Consider the following 12676-nt stretch of genomic DNA (forward strand, 5'->3'; position numbering starts at 1 on the left):
TGATGGACTGCAATTTAGTCCGCTATTCGCTCTCAGCAGACAGTCGGAGCGGCCTCCAAATCCAACAATTCAGAACAACACTAGTTACCTGAAATATCCAGTAAAATCACCCTTTACCACGCTCACTTCCACCACCCTTGCAGCCTAGCCGCAACATACGGCGAAAGAGTTGTTACCAGAAGCACCACAAGCCAGATATTGCCGTCTTTAAATGAATAAGCCTCAAGCAACTCAGGCCACGACTTGCCTTGCCATAGCCCGAATGAAAATTCAAAAACAAGCGTCAGAGCGAGCCAGCTTATCCCAACTATAAAAAGCTGAGCGTTGCTTTTAAGCTGCAGCCAGGGAAGCGACAAATACGCGACGAAAAGGATCAAGCCTGAAAGTATCAGTCCGCTTAGTACGAGTGCGGCCGGAGTGCCAAAAGTAAGTAGAAGTACAGACTCGCGTAGGAATCCGTTGGCAATAGCGAGGACAAGGATTCCCACCCAAACCATTAGAACTTTTAAAGCGACTCGCATAGTCATCGTTTGCTCCTGGACGCCTAGCATTTTTGTATTGTAGTTCATAATCCTTCCAGCGGCTTTCGAACTCAACTTGATGTCGACCAGCATGGTCTTGTGAAAGCGTATGGTGATATCTGGTTTGCAGACTAAGGAGAACTAACGAGAGTGGCGTTCATAGGAACCTAAACATTCGATCCATTTACAATATGTATCTTATAGGATACTATTCATGAATGAAACGGATTCAAACCACCGTCCAGTTCATAGATTGGATGGATCGCCTAAAGGATTTAAGCGGCCGAGCTCGGGTTCAAACCCGCGTTCAACGGTTGGCTATGGGCAACCCAGGAAAGTATCGGAACCTTAAGCACGGAGTTTCAGAGCTCAAGATCGATGTGGGACCTGGCTATCGGGTTTATTATACGGAACGAGAGAATGTTCTTATCATCCTGCTTTGCGGGGGAGATAAGACGAGTCAAAATAAAGATGTCAAACTAGCCTATGAATTAGTAAAGGGCTTGGAGAGTAATAATGACAACTAAACTTCATGATTATGATGTGGCCGAGCATCTTCGTACTCCTGAAGAGATGGCTGCATATCTTGACGCGGCCATCGAAGAAAGTGACGGTGATGCGGCGTTTATTGCTATGGCGTTGGGGGATATTGCTCGCGCTAAAGGCATGTCCGAGTTGTCGCGAGAGACGGGCCTAGGTCGCGAAAGCTTATACAAAACACTTTCTGCGGAAGGAAATCCTAAGTTTAGTACCGTTCTGAAGGTCGCTAAGGCGCTCGGTATGCGCATTCATGTCAAACCAGCTGCCTGAAAATCACGATCGCGTTGCGCCAGAGCGTGCGTACATAACAGTTTCTCCTCCTGCCCCCCAAGTCAAGCACCACTCTCCCGAAGGAGCTCACGTAACGCATCGTTTTACGCTTTCATTTCGCTAATAAAATTGAGTTATTTGCGACCGCAATCTGCATCGCTCGCTCTGACGCTGGCATAAGCATTTTAAAACGGTCAACCTCGGAGCTTAGCCGCAACATAAGGCGAAAGAGTTGTTACCAGAAGCACCACAAGCCAGATATTGCCGTCTTTAAATGAATAAGCCTCAAGCAACTCAGGCCACGACTTGCCTTGCCATAGCCCGAATGAAAATTCAAAAACAAGCGTCAGAGCGAGCCAGCTTATCCCAACTATAACAAGCTGAGCGTTGCTTTTAAGCTGCAGCCAGGGAAGCGACAAATACGCGACGAAAAGGATCAAGCCTGAAAGTATCAGTCCGCTTAGTACGAGTGCGGCCGGAGTGCCAAAAGTAAGTAGAAGTACAGACTCGCGTAGGAATCCGTTGGCAATAGCGAGGACAAGGATCCCCACCCAAACCGTTAGAACTTTTAAAGCGACTCGCATAGTCATCGTTTGCTCCTGGCTCATATCCCACCTTTAATGTCAGACGAATGCTAACCAATCATTCCCCTTGAGAACCCGACTCGGACGCATTATCTTGAAATATCCATTTCAAAGTTTGGCGGTAGGTTTCAGCAATTGTGGCGGCATGTATTCCGCCGTCCATTACAAATTCCTTTACTATCCATGGGGCATTCTCAGACTCGCCCCATACCCTGGACCACTCTTTGACAAAGTCTTGACGTGCCTGCGTATCTTGCGTCCCTACAGCAATGGCAACCAGCCCCGCTTTATTTTCACTTTTTGATGATTCAGAAAACAATCTTTCGCGCTCATCACCGAAGCTGGTATTACTCGCTATTCGCGCCCAAAACAAATCAGGATCCTGAAGCGCTGACCAAAGCACAAAAAAGCCACCGTAGGATTGTCCGACTAAAATGCGTTTGGATTCATCCGTTCTGTACTGGCTTGATACTTTTGGCAGCAGTTCATGTTTTAAAAACTTCAAAAATTTATCGGGGCCATCGGGGTTACCGTTTTTCTCGCCAGAGAACGTTCTAAAGTCAATACTGCGTTTATTAACCTCGCCAAATCCGCCATAGGCAATACCCACCACAATCGCTTCTGGTAGTTGTTCATCGTAGGTCAGAAATAAATGGGTCGGTGCCAACATTGGAAACAAGCTGTCACCGTCTAATAAATAGATAACAGGGTAGGTTTCTGAAGGGTTGTCTTCGTACCCTTGAGGTAAGCGAACAAAGATATGATAAGGCCGTCCAACACTTTCGGAGTCCAGCTTAAAGTAATCACCAGCTAAAGCAGGAAGGTAATCGATGGGTGTTTTGTCACCATCGGTAAGTGCGTTCCCGCTAGAGGACGCGCTCAGTAAAACAACTAGTGCTGCGGCAGCGAATTTAAGCATCGTTTTTCCTTAGGGTTTCCATACAGCCAAACCAGGCCCTGAATTAAAGTGGTTGGTAACGCTATTGAACCCAAGGTCGTAAGCATGAGCAACCAAAATATCTTCATTGTTGACTTCCTATTAGCGTCATTCTGCCAGGGTCAGGAACCTTCTCCCTAAACCAAGCCCGTGATGGCAATAGCGCGGTAGCTGATGACGAAGCCATATATGTCTTTGCTGTAAGAGAATAACTTGAGTGTTGAGCATTTGCTGCTACATAATGCTTTACTTGATGGTGACCGTGACGGTATTCCTTGTGAAAACGACTCTCGGTTCTAGCAGCGAGTGAAGCCCTTTGTTTCATTCGTCGCATGCACCTCTATAAGGAGAACCTAATTATGCTTGGATGGCTCCATATCACGCTCGCCATCGCCTGTTTAGTCATCGGAGCAGCTGTTTTCCTGCGCTCTAAAGGCGGATATTTACATCACGTACTAGGTTACCTTTATTCTACCGCATTGCTTTTGGTGAACGTGAGTGCGCTTTTTGTCTACCAGGAATCAGGCGTTTATGGTGCATTTCATGTACTGGCCGTGGTGAGTCTAATCACTCTTTCTGCAGGCTTCATTCCGGCTGTACTCCGCAGACCCCGACTGTGGTGGATGGAACTACATGCCTACTTTATGAGTTGGTCCTATGTGGGGCTTGTTGCAGCAGGAGTTTCGCAGCTGGCAACCCTTTACTTCCCTCTTTCCCCCATGGTCGTTGTCCTGCTGCCCTCCGCAGCTCTGATCGTCACTGGCGCGCTACTCATTCATACTCGCGTGCCGCGCATCATTGCTCGTTTCGTTTCGCGCAGCCGTACTGTCTAACCTCAACATCAAAACACCCTGAATTTGGCGGCCTGAGAGTTTTCCGTTCCCGTCCTTTTCCTCTAACACCTGTTTACAAATTCAACTTGTCTCTGCAAACCACAGACATCCTAGAACACGTAAATGAAGCCGATGCCGACTTCGGCTTCATAGTCGTTGCGTGAAATTGGGCTGTCCGTAATGTCGCTATTGTAGCGCTCATAGAGCACCTCGCCGAAGCGACGACCCACGCCACCCCAGCGCTTCACCCGCAAAGTAGAAAATATTATCACCGCTACGCCATTGTACTGCCCCAGCAGGTTGAGCTTCGAAGCCGAATTCATCTGAACCTTCATAGGCAGATTCATATTCAACGCCCAGCCCCAGCCCAAAGCTCCAGCCATCCTCTCCCATCGAGAAATCATCGAGTGAGGGTAAAGGTACCAAAGCTGCTTTATCTTCCTGTGCTAATGCTGTTTGAAAGCAGAGCGCAGGTAGGAACAATGCCAACGCCAAACCTGTAACCTTTTTCATTTAGATTCCTCCACCCTATGCTGGTCTATAAAGAGCTCTTAGCGCATAAACATATTACTTAAAGCCCTTGTGACTAGATCACATGCCACCTAACATTGTCAGGATAGCTTTCCTCTACTAACTTAAAAGCTTCTTTAGTCGCTTACGCGAACAACTCTGAGGAGCAAGGCAGATGGGCGTTCAACGGGATTACTTTCAGTTACGGCCAGAGGTCGAAAAGGCTTATGGTTACACGCATGCCATTAAAATCGGTGATGAAATCAAGATTTCAGGCGCGGTAAGCATGGATGATCACGGCGCTCCCACGGCCGTTGGCGATATCGAGCAACAAATGAAGAATGTCTATGCGGACCTGAAGAAGGTTCTCGCGCATTATGGCTGCAGCTTCGACAACGTCATCGTTGAGAATGTCTTTACCACGGATATGGCAGCGTTTCTGGCAGTGTCATCCTACCGCGGCGAGTTGTATACCAAGCACTTTCCTACCGGCTCGTGGCTGGAAGTGAAAGGTCTGGCGTTGCCCGAATTTATGCTCGAGATTGAGCTCGAGGCGCGGATCTGAACGCCAGCTAAAAAGCTGACAAAACGCGTCGATAGCATCGCGTTGCGTGCATACTCTGTTATACTAGCGCGCTAATTTTAAGCGCCTTGTGTACAACATGCGCCTCGCCACGCGACCTCCGAATAAGTGAACAAAACAATGTCTGAATCAAGCCCTGAAAACACGCCAGAAACAACCCCAACCGTGCGTCAGTTTAACCAACTTAAGCTGTCCGATGCACTATTGAGCAGCCTGGCTGACGCTGGATTCGAACAGATGACCGAGGTACAGGCGTTCAGCCTGCCGAAGGTTTTGCGTGGTGAAGATGTTGTGGTGCAGGCTGAGACAGGTTCCGGTAAGACCGTCGCCTTTGCCCTGGGGCTATTGTCGAAGCTGGATACCAACTCCTTTGCCCCGCAGGCACTGGTACTATGTCCCACCCGTGAGCTCGCTGAGCAGGTCGCTGAAGCGATTCGTGGCTTAGCCAAGTCCTTGCCAAACGTTAAGGTATTAACGCTTTGTGGTGGCGCGCCTTCGCGGGTACAGGCGGCATCGCTTGAACATGGTGCCCATGTTCTGGTTGGGACGCCAGGCCGCGTATTGGACCATTTACAAGCCGAGCGCTTAAACCTGGCGCAGTTACAAACCTTGGTTCTCGATGAAGCCGATCGCATGCTTGAAATGGGCTTTCAGGACGAGTTAGCCGGTATTATCGCGAAGACCCCTGACGTGCGCCAGACCTTGCTCTTTAGCGCAACCTACCCGCAAGGTATCCGCCAACTGACGAAACAGGTGTGTACCGACGCTGAAATCATCAAAGTCGCAGCAAGCCAAACGCAAACCTCAATTCAGCAAAGTTTCTATCAGTTAGGAGACGCCTCACCTGCACAGGCGGTACGAGCGTTACTACTGGAGTTGCAGCCGGGCAATTGCATGGTGTTCTGCACCACCAAAGTTGAAACCCAAAGCATTGCTGATGCGCTCAAAGGCAAAGGATTCAGCACCCTTGCACTGCACGGTGATTTGGAACAAAAAGATCGCGATCAAACCATGGTGCAATTTGCCAATGGCAGCGGACGCGTCTTAGTCGCCACCGACCTCGCCGCGCGCGGTTTGGATATTGCCGAACTCGATTTGGTCATCAATGTCGGCATGGCGCACGATCTCGCGACCCACACCCACCGCATCGGCCGTACCGGGCGCGCGGGTGCTGAAGGCCTTGCAGTCACGCTCATTGGCGCGAAAGATGATTACAAGATGCGCATGCTCGAAGACACGCTCTCGGCTCCCATCACGTTGCTCGAGTTACCCGCTCTGAACTCCGCCGCACGGCCCTTACAGGCCGAGTACACAACAGTGCAGATCAACGGCGGCAAGAAACATAAATTGCGTCCAGGTGATATCGTCGGCGCACTTACGCGCGACAAAAAACTGAGTGTCGAGGATATTGGTAAGATTAAGGTGCAAGCACAATGGGCTTATGTGGCGGTAAAAACCTCGAAGCTAAATCATGCGCTCGCATTAATTAATAACGACAAAATCAAAGCGAAACGCTTTCGGGCATGGGCGTTGTAACACGCCCATTCACGATAAAGCGATCCGCTTCACGCCGCAACGAATACGCCGTGTGGTCTGAGTCTTAAGCCTGCCATTCAGGACGCAACAGACTGAGCGTATACCAACCTTGGTAGTCACCGTCTTTTTTTATGGTATCCCGAGCTAAGCCTTCGACTTTAAAACCGAAAGCTTCCTGGTAAAATTTCAGCGCGCGCGGATTGGATTCAAAGACGTTTAAGTCGATGCGATGAAAGTTCAGTTCTTCGAAACCTTTCTTGAGTATGGCGGCAAACATCGCTCGCCCATAGCCCGCCGAACGTGTTGTTGGATCAACCATAGCCACGCCAATATGGCCAAAGTCGTTTTGCCGATCAATCCGCGTGAAGTGCACCATGCCCACCGCGCGGCCATCCACGCAGTACTTAAAACACAGTCGTACATTCGGGTCGCCCGCCGTTTCCACAAAAAAAGCATCAAAAACTTCACGCTTAAGCGGATAACCAAAAGCATTCCCGCACACCTTAAAATGGTCCTCCGGATCCGCCAGCCAACCGGCCACCACCTCAAAGTCCTCTTTTTGCAATGGAACTAGCAAATCGATCTCTCCTTCTCAGTCCACAACAACGCGAATCATGCTCACCTCAACCCATGTCTCGATCAAAAAAGGCCGCCCAAAGGCGACCTTTTTAACAACCAATAACGCTCTAGCTCTTTTAAAGCTTACCGGCGTTCTTAGAAAGATAGTCAGCTACACCTTTAGCGTCAGCTTTCATACCTTCATCACCTTCTTTCCAGCCAGCTGGGCAAACTTCGCCGTGTTTCTGGTGGAAGTTCAGTGCGTCAACCAAACGAATCATCTCGTCGATGTTACGGCCTAATGGCAGGTCGTTCACGATCTGGTGACGTACGGTGCCTTCTTCGTCGATCAAGAATGATGCGCGGAAAGCAACGCCGGCTTCTGGATGTTCAACGTCGAACGCTTTACAGATAGTGTGCTTCACATCAGCTACCAGTGGATATTTAACTTCACCAATACCACCATCTGCTTCAGCAGTGTTACGCCACGCATTGTGGGTGAACTGTGAATCGATAGAAACACCGATCACTTCAACGCCGCGCTTTTTGAATTCTTCTAAACGGTGATCAAATGCGATCAGCTCAGAAGGACATACAAACGTGAAATCCAAAGGATAGAAGAATACGACTGCTTTTTTGCCCTTAATTTGCGCATGCAAGTTAAAGTCTTCAACAATTTCACCTGTTCCCAATACTGCTGCTGCAGTGAAATTAGGAGCTTTACGGCCTACTAATACACCCATTTTTCTTCTCCGTAATGTTGTTGTACTGAATGAAACTTAATCTTCTGACGGCGCAGGATGACGTTCTGCAACTTCATTAATCAATTCTTGTAACTCGCCCTTCTGGAACATCTCCAGAATAATGTCACAACCACCGACCAACTCACCCTCGACCCACAACTGCGGGAAGGTTGGCCAATCTGCATAGTTAGGCAGTTCGGCACGAATCTCAGGATTCTGTAGGATATCAACATAAGCGAAAGGCTGACCACAGCCCATCAGCGCCTGTGACGCTTGTGATGAGAAACCACAGCTCGGTAATTTAGGCGAACCTTTCATGTAAAGCAGAATCGGGTTTTCGCTGATTTGCTGCTTAATTTTCTCTACAGTTTCCATGCCTTCGTCCTTACTTCTTTAAGCGAGTTGATGACGGCAAGTTTATCACATCAAGCGCGGTGATTGCAGTACAGCAAGCCAGCAAAGAACCTGACTACTGACAATTTAAATATCACCAACTACCCTTGAATTAAACTTTTCTGCCACAATCTAGGTATATTGAGACTTGAAGATTCGTTTTCAATGGTAAAATAACAACGGATCCAACGAATTCACAAAAGCAAGAATGGAGAGTCTACATGGCATTCGAACTACCAGCATTACCTTATGAGAAAAATGCTCTTGAACCGCATATTTCTGCGGAAACTTTAGAATACCACTATGGTAAGCACCATGCTGCTTACGTAAGCAAGCTGAACGATGCCGTAAAAGGCACCGACATGGAAAGCAAGTCCCTCGAAGACATCATTAAATCTTCTTCTGGCGGTGTTTTCAACAACGCAGCTCAAGTATGGAATCACACATTCTACTGGCACTGCTTAAGCCCAAATGGCGGCGGCGAGCCAACTGGTGAACTTGCTGATGCGATCAACGCAGCGTTCGGTTCTTTTGACAAATTCAAAGAAGAATTCAACGCGCAAGCCGCAGGTAACTTCGGTTCTGGCTGGACTTGGTTAGTGAAAAAAGCTGACGGTTCAGTTGCTATCGTCAACACTGATGATGCTAAAACCCCTGTGACTGACGACTCAGTAACCCCAATTATGACCGTTGATGTCTGGGAACACGCTTACTACATCGATTACCGCAATGCACGTCCAAACTACTTGAACGCATTCTGGAAATTGGTGAACTGGGACTTCGTAGCGAAAAACTTCGCTTAAGCGACAGCGCAGCATAGCTCAACAGTAAGCCTAATGAAAAAGCCCCGCAGTTGCGGGGCTTTTTATTATCAATTTACCAGCTCGAGCCGATCGTGCTATTCAACCAGATTTGCTGGAATGTCACCACGTAATTTATCCCAAATTCGCCCGGAAGCGTAACCGTAGTCGCGAACCAACACAGCTGCCTGTTCACGTTTTTCTTCGGTCGCCACAGCTTTTAAGTCAGCGTAGTACTTGCGGGCCAACTTACGCGCTTCATCATTGGAGAAGTAAAAATTACCAATGCGCGAATACAAGCCTTTGAAACCGTTCAGCACTAGCACGTAAATCGGGTTACCCGAGGCCATGGCTAAATCGTGGTTCAAGCGATAATCGTATGCACTGAACGCATCGGCGGTATCGTCCAGACCTTCCGCTTCAGCCAATAATTCAGCGACGCGTTCGGGTGCGTTACGCACCGCTGCACGAATGTAGATGGCGCTAATATTAGTGCGCGCGGAAAGCAGCTGATCAACCAGCTCTGGCATGCCGTCTTCATCGAGACGCGCCAGGGTTTCAAGAATATTCAGGCCCGAGGTTTGCCAGAAATTGTTCACTCGCGTCGGCTTACCATGCTGAATAGTCAGCCAACCGTCGCGGGCAAGGCGCTGTAGAACTTCACGCAAGGTAGTGCGCGTGACGCCGATTAATTCTGAAAGCTCACGTTCTGCAGGTAAAATAGTACCTGGCGCAAAGTGGCCATTCCAAATGGATTTCACTATGTATTCTTCCGCAAACCCTGCTGGACTCTGTGCCTTGATGATCATGAAGTGACCTATTTAATGTGAATCAAAACCGCTTAAGGCTAGATTATTATTAATGTTATGACCGAGGATTTTATCAGGCTTTCCAATGGTCGGACAAGTTTTGTCGTACTTGCATTACAGAAATCTATCGACATCCCTCACCGGCTTCGCTATCTTTTCCGCAAAACCTATAACAAGAGACCTCACTAACATGCGCTTTTTCGCTCAACTTCCCGAACGCCGTGGCGCCTGGGCACTGCTTGCAGCTACTGCTTTTGGTCTGTTCGCCACCGCACTATACATGCAATACCAGATGGGTCTCGAGCCCTGCGTGAAGTGTATTTATCAGCGCGTCGGTGTACTCGGTGTCGGTGTTGCCGCCCTGGTGCCCTTATTCGCACCTAAGTTCGTGCTGGCCCGCTTGCTCGGCTTCGTCGGCTGGCTCACCGCCGCGATTTGGGGCTTTATCATTGCCGATAACCATGTCGCAGCACAACAAGCGAAGAATTCATTTTTCGCGGTCTGCGATACCTTCCCTAACTTTCCGGGCTGGATGCCGCTGCATCAGTGGTTACCAGAAATGTTCAGTGCCACTGGCTTGTGCGGTGATATCAATTGGTCGTTTCTGGATATGAGCATGCCCGAGTGGATGCGGATCATTTTTGCCAGCTACGCCATTGTCGGTATTGTGGTTTTGCTTTTGCGCTTAGTTGGCGCGCGTAAGCTTTAATCGTAATCTTTTAGTGGCCAGGTGACGATGCGTAATTCGAGGTCCTCTGGTTCGGCCTCGTTTTCGTTAACCACCCGCCCTGCTGCACTCACACCAGCCGCAATCATCGCTGCAGTGGAGCCATTGTGACGCAACGGATGCCAGCTCGCTAAGCCACGCCCCTCAGCTAAACGTCGGTAAGCGCATGAGGTTGGCATATAATCCAACTGATAGACATTTTCAGGCGTTATCACCACACAGTCCGGTACATGTTGCGTACGCTCAGCATAGTTGCTGCAGCGCGCATTGCCGGTGTCTAACAGCACACAAGCAATATCAGTGTAATGCACGGTTTCGTCGTGATCATCGCTATCGATGAGTTTGTGCAGGCAGCATTTACCGCAGCCATCACACAACGACTCCCATTCGGCATGGGTCATTTCGGTAAAGCTTTTACGCTCCCAGAACGCTGCCTCAGTCATTGGCCTGCACCTGTCCGTGCCAGTGATAGTCGTGCCCCGCAATATGCAGATGCAAATCCAGCTGCTGTCCGACGGTTAATGGCCCAACTCCTGCTGGGGTGCCAGTTAACACCACATCACCGGCTTCCAGGGTGAATACATGGCTGATATGTGCCACCAACTCGGCGATAGGCATCAACATCTGTTGCGCATCACCCTGTTGCCGTAACTGCTCGTCGCAGTAAAGCTCAAACTTGGCGTGCTGTAACGCTGCGCTGTCATCTATCGCTAACCAGGGCGCCAGCACGCAAGCACCGTCGAAGGCCTTCGCTCGTTCCCAGGGTTGTCCCTGTTGCTTCAGCTTGTCCTGCACCTCGCGCAACGTTAAATCCAATGCCAGGGTCACCTGGCACAGTGCCTTTAATGCCTGCTCCGGGGTCGCGCGTTGCAGTCGTTCACCGACCTGTACTGCTAACTCCAGCTCATGGTGACAGGCGCCGAGTCGGGTGGGAATACCTACCTCTGGCAGTGCCGCTAAGCTGCTGGAAGGTTTGATAAATAACAGCGGCTCAGCGGGAATGGGGTTATTCAGCTCGACCGCATGAGCCGCATAATTGCGACCCACACAGACGATTTTCGATGGTTTAAGCATACGACTTAGCGCGGAAAGCGAATACGGTCGGATAGGTACCCTACCGCTGCAACAAAATAGTGCGAACGGTTCCAGCGCATCAATGCATCGTAATTTGCATAGGCGAGGTACACGCGGCCTTCTTTGTCGTCTGGGATCACCACGGCAGCTTCAATATCAGCACGCTGGGGCAAGTCACTGCCATCCATACGGCGCACACCTAAAGCTTGCCATTCCGCCAGAGTCTTTTTGTTTTTCAATTCAGCAATCGATACATCAAAGTCTGCCGGTAGTTGCACCTGCCGGCCCCAGGTCACGTCGTCGCGCCAGCCAGCGTTTTTCAGATAGTTTGCTGCTGAGGCAAACACATCGCCCATGGAATTCCAGATATCTTTACGCCCATCGCCGTCGTAGTCGACTGCATAAGCCATAAATGAGCTTGGCATAAATTGACTTTGCCCCATTGCGCCAGCCCACGAGCCTTGCATTTGTTCGACCTCAATGTGGCCTTCTTCGATAATGGTCAGCGCGTGCCAAAGTTCTTTCTTAAAAAACTCTTCGCGACGGCCTTCATAGGCCATGGTGGTCAAAGCGGAAATCACGTCAAAGCCACCAGTGTAAGACCCAAAATTGGTTTCGATACCCCATAACGCCACGATGAAGCGCGGTTGTACACCATAGTCTTTACCTACTTTTTCGAGTAGCTCTTTGTGCTCGTTATACTTTTCAACCGCTTGCTCAGCTTTCCACTCAGGTACCGCGCGCGGCAGATAAGTGTCTAAGGTCAGCTTGAATTCCGGCTGGTTTTTATCGGCACTGACCGAGCGTTGATAAAATTTAGCGTTGGCGAAGGCTTTTTCTAACGTGCTCTCGCTATAACCTTGTTCTGAAGCTTCCACTTTAATTTTTGCTACGTAGTCGGCAAATCCAGCCTCGTCCTGGGCAACAACTTGCTTGGGTGCAAGCAGCAGTGCAGTGGCAACCAGTGCCATCGACATCAATTTCTTCATTTTGCCAACTCCTTTTTCAATAGACTTTGTGGTGGTGGCGGGATCTGCAAATAATAGCCAGCATCCTGCAAATGTTCTTTTAATTCAGCCACCGATAAACGCGCTAACTTACGTTCTTCCGTTAGCGCAAGCGTCATCACGTGCTGCGGTTGACCGAAGCTTTTCGCTAAGGATTCCGGCAACACAGAGAAATCGGCGGGATGCACCATATACAGGTAGGTATCGACCCGTTTCGGGCTACGATAGACAGCACACAACATAGATTGCCA

20 protein-coding genes are annotated in these 12676 nt (G+C 49.4%); 7 read left to right on the forward strand and 13 right to left on the reverse strand.

Annotated elements, in window-relative coordinates:
- Positions 1-122 precede the first annotated feature (122 nt).
- Positions 123-569, reverse strand: coding sequence for a hypothetical protein (locus ACQ5ES_RS03640; protein ID WP_445014593.1), 447 nt, complete (start codon positions 567-569; stop codon positions 123-125).
- Between the two features lie 170 nt (positions 570-739).
- On the opposite strand from ACQ5ES_RS03640, the gene ACQ5ES_RS03645 reads away from it, so the two are divergent.
- Both ACQ5ES_RS03645 and ACQ5ES_RS03650 read left to right on the forward strand, forming a co-directional pair.
- Positions 740-1048 carry a type II toxin-antitoxin system RelE/ParE family toxin gene (locus tag ACQ5ES_RS03645; protein WP_445014594.1) on the forward strand — a complete coding sequence of 103 codons (309 nt, stop codon included), beginning with the start codon at positions 740-742 and terminating at the stop codon, positions 1046-1048.
- Positions 1038-1331: an addiction module antidote protein gene (locus ACQ5ES_RS03650; protein ID WP_445014595.1), complete on the forward strand. Its 294-nt coding sequence runs from the start codon at positions 1038-1040 to the stop codon at positions 1329-1331. Before ACQ5ES_RS03645 ends, ACQ5ES_RS03650 begins: the two co-directional genes overlap by 11 nt.
- Before the next feature lie 194 nt (positions 1332-1525).
- Here ACQ5ES_RS03650 and ACQ5ES_RS03655 read toward each other — a convergent pair whose 3' ends face one another.
- Together ACQ5ES_RS03655 and ACQ5ES_RS03660 are read right to left on the reverse strand one after the other, a co-directional pair.
- Entirely contained in the window at positions 1526-1939 is a 414-nt protein-coding gene (locus ACQ5ES_RS03655) for a hypothetical protein (RefSeq protein WP_445014596.1), read from the reverse strand.
- Between the two features lie 34 nt (positions 1940-1973).
- Positions 1974-2834, reverse strand: a complete 861-nt coding sequence (locus tag ACQ5ES_RS03660) for an alpha/beta hydrolase (RefSeq protein WP_445014597.1) — start codon at positions 2832-2834, stop codon at positions 1974-1976.
- A 377-nt stretch (positions 2835-3211) separates the two neighbouring features.
- On the opposite strand from ACQ5ES_RS03660, the gene ACQ5ES_RS03665 reads away from it, so the two are divergent.
- Positions 3212-3685 carry a DUF2306 domain-containing protein gene (locus tag ACQ5ES_RS03665; RefSeq protein WP_445014598.1) on the forward strand — a complete coding sequence of 158 codons (474 nt, stop codon included), beginning with the start codon at positions 3212-3214 and terminating at the stop codon, positions 3683-3685.
- A 110-nt stretch (positions 3686-3795) separates the two neighbouring features.
- Here the strand turns inward: ACQ5ES_RS03665 and ACQ5ES_RS03670 are convergent, their stop codons facing one another.
- Positions 3796-3957, reverse strand: a complete 162-nt coding sequence (locus tag ACQ5ES_RS03670) for a MipA/OmpV family protein (RefSeq protein ID WP_445015378.1) — start codon at positions 3955-3957, stop codon at positions 3796-3798.
- Positions 3884-4198, reverse strand: coding sequence for a hypothetical protein (locus tag ACQ5ES_RS03675; protein WP_445015424.1), 315 nt, complete (start codon positions 4196-4198; stop codon positions 3884-3886). Before ACQ5ES_RS03675 ends, ACQ5ES_RS03670 begins: the two co-directional genes overlap by 74 nt.
- A 172-nt stretch (positions 4199-4370) precedes the next feature.
- Between ACQ5ES_RS03675 and ACQ5ES_RS03680 the strand changes: the two genes are divergently transcribed.
- Together ACQ5ES_RS03680 and dbpA are read left to right on the forward strand one after the other, a co-directional pair.
- Entirely contained in the window at positions 4371-4760 is a 390-nt protein-coding gene (locus ACQ5ES_RS03680) for a RidA family protein (RefSeq protein WP_445014599.1), read from the forward strand.
- 138 nt (positions 4761-4898) lie between these two features.
- Positions 4899-6314 (forward strand): ATP-dependent RNA helicase DbpA, encoded by a 1416-nt coding sequence (gene dbpA, locus ACQ5ES_RS03685; protein ID WP_445014600.1) that lies wholly within the window; start codon positions 4899-4901, stop codon positions 6312-6314.
- Positions 6315-6378: 64 nt separating this feature from the next.
- Here dbpA and ACQ5ES_RS03690 read toward each other — a convergent pair whose 3' ends face one another.
- The 3 genes from ACQ5ES_RS03690 to grxD all read right to left on the reverse strand — a co-directional run bounded on the left by ACQ5ES_RS03690 (position 6379) and on the right by grxD (position 7990).
- On the reverse strand, positions 6379-6891 hold the full coding sequence (locus ACQ5ES_RS03690) for a GNAT family N-acetyltransferase (RefSeq protein WP_445014601.1): 513 nt from the start codon (positions 6889-6891) through the stop codon (positions 6379-6381).
- A gap of 118 nt (positions 6892-7009) precedes the next feature.
- The gene (locus ACQ5ES_RS03695; RefSeq protein ID WP_445014602.1) at positions 7010-7615 is read right to left on the reverse strand and encodes a peroxiredoxin; all 606 of its coding nucleotides are present in this window, start codon (positions 7613-7615) and stop codon (positions 7010-7012) included.
- 36 nt (positions 7616-7651) lie between these two features.
- Positions 7652-7990 (reverse strand): Grx4 family monothiol glutaredoxin, encoded by a 339-nt coding sequence (gene grxD / locus ACQ5ES_RS03700; protein ID WP_445014603.1) that lies wholly within the window; start codon positions 7988-7990, stop codon positions 7652-7654.
- Between the two features lie 239 nt (positions 7991-8229).
- On the opposite strand from grxD, the gene sodB reads away from it, so the two are divergent.
- Positions 8230-8811: a superoxide dismutase [Fe] gene (sodB, locus tag ACQ5ES_RS03705; RefSeq protein ID WP_445014604.1), complete on the forward strand. Its 582-nt coding sequence runs from the start codon at positions 8230-8232 to the stop codon at positions 8809-8811.
- 95 nt (positions 8812-8906) lie between these two features.
- On the opposite strand, the gene fadR is transcribed toward sodB, so the two are convergent.
- Positions 8907-9617, reverse strand: coding sequence for a fatty acid metabolism transcriptional regulator FadR (gene fadR / locus ACQ5ES_RS03710; RefSeq protein WP_445014605.1), 711 nt, complete (start codon positions 9615-9617; stop codon positions 8907-8909).
- A gap of 190 nt (positions 9618-9807) precedes the next feature.
- On the opposite strand from fadR, the gene dsbB reads away from it, so the two are divergent.
- Positions 9808-10326 carry a disulfide bond formation protein DsbB gene (dsbB, locus tag ACQ5ES_RS03715; protein ID WP_445014606.1) on the forward strand — a complete coding sequence of 173 codons (519 nt, stop codon included), beginning with the start codon at positions 9808-9810 and terminating at the stop codon, positions 10324-10326.
- Here dsbB and ACQ5ES_RS03720 read toward each other — a convergent pair.
- From ACQ5ES_RS03720 to ACQ5ES_RS03735, 4 genes are read right to left on the reverse strand one after another with little or no spacing between them, the layout of a single operon-like run.
- Complete coding sequence (locus tag ACQ5ES_RS03720; protein ID WP_445014607.1) at positions 10323-10787, reverse strand: YcgN family cysteine cluster protein; 465 nt, start codon at positions 10785-10787, stop codon at positions 10323-10325. The genes dsbB and ACQ5ES_RS03720 overlap by 4 nt on opposite strands.
- Entirely contained in the window at positions 10780-11418 is a 639-nt protein-coding gene (locus tag ACQ5ES_RS03725) for a fumarylacetoacetate hydrolase family protein (RefSeq protein WP_445014608.1), read from the reverse strand. The genes ACQ5ES_RS03720 and ACQ5ES_RS03725 overlap by 8 nt, the downstream gene beginning before the upstream one ends.
- Positions 11419-11423: 5 nt before the next feature.
- Complete coding sequence (locus ACQ5ES_RS03730) at positions 11424-12407, reverse strand: lytic murein transglycosylase (RefSeq protein WP_445014609.1); 984 nt, start codon at positions 12405-12407, stop codon at positions 11424-11426.
- The gene (locus ACQ5ES_RS03735; protein ID WP_445014610.1) at positions 12404-12667 is read right to left on the reverse strand and encodes a YcgL domain-containing protein; all 264 of its coding nucleotides are present in this window, start codon (positions 12665-12667) and stop codon (positions 12404-12406) included. Before ACQ5ES_RS03735 ends, ACQ5ES_RS03730 begins: the two co-directional genes overlap by 4 nt.
- Positions 12668-12676: the final 9 nt, after the last annotated feature.

This window comes from Pseudidiomarina xizangensis (assembly GCF_052541995.1).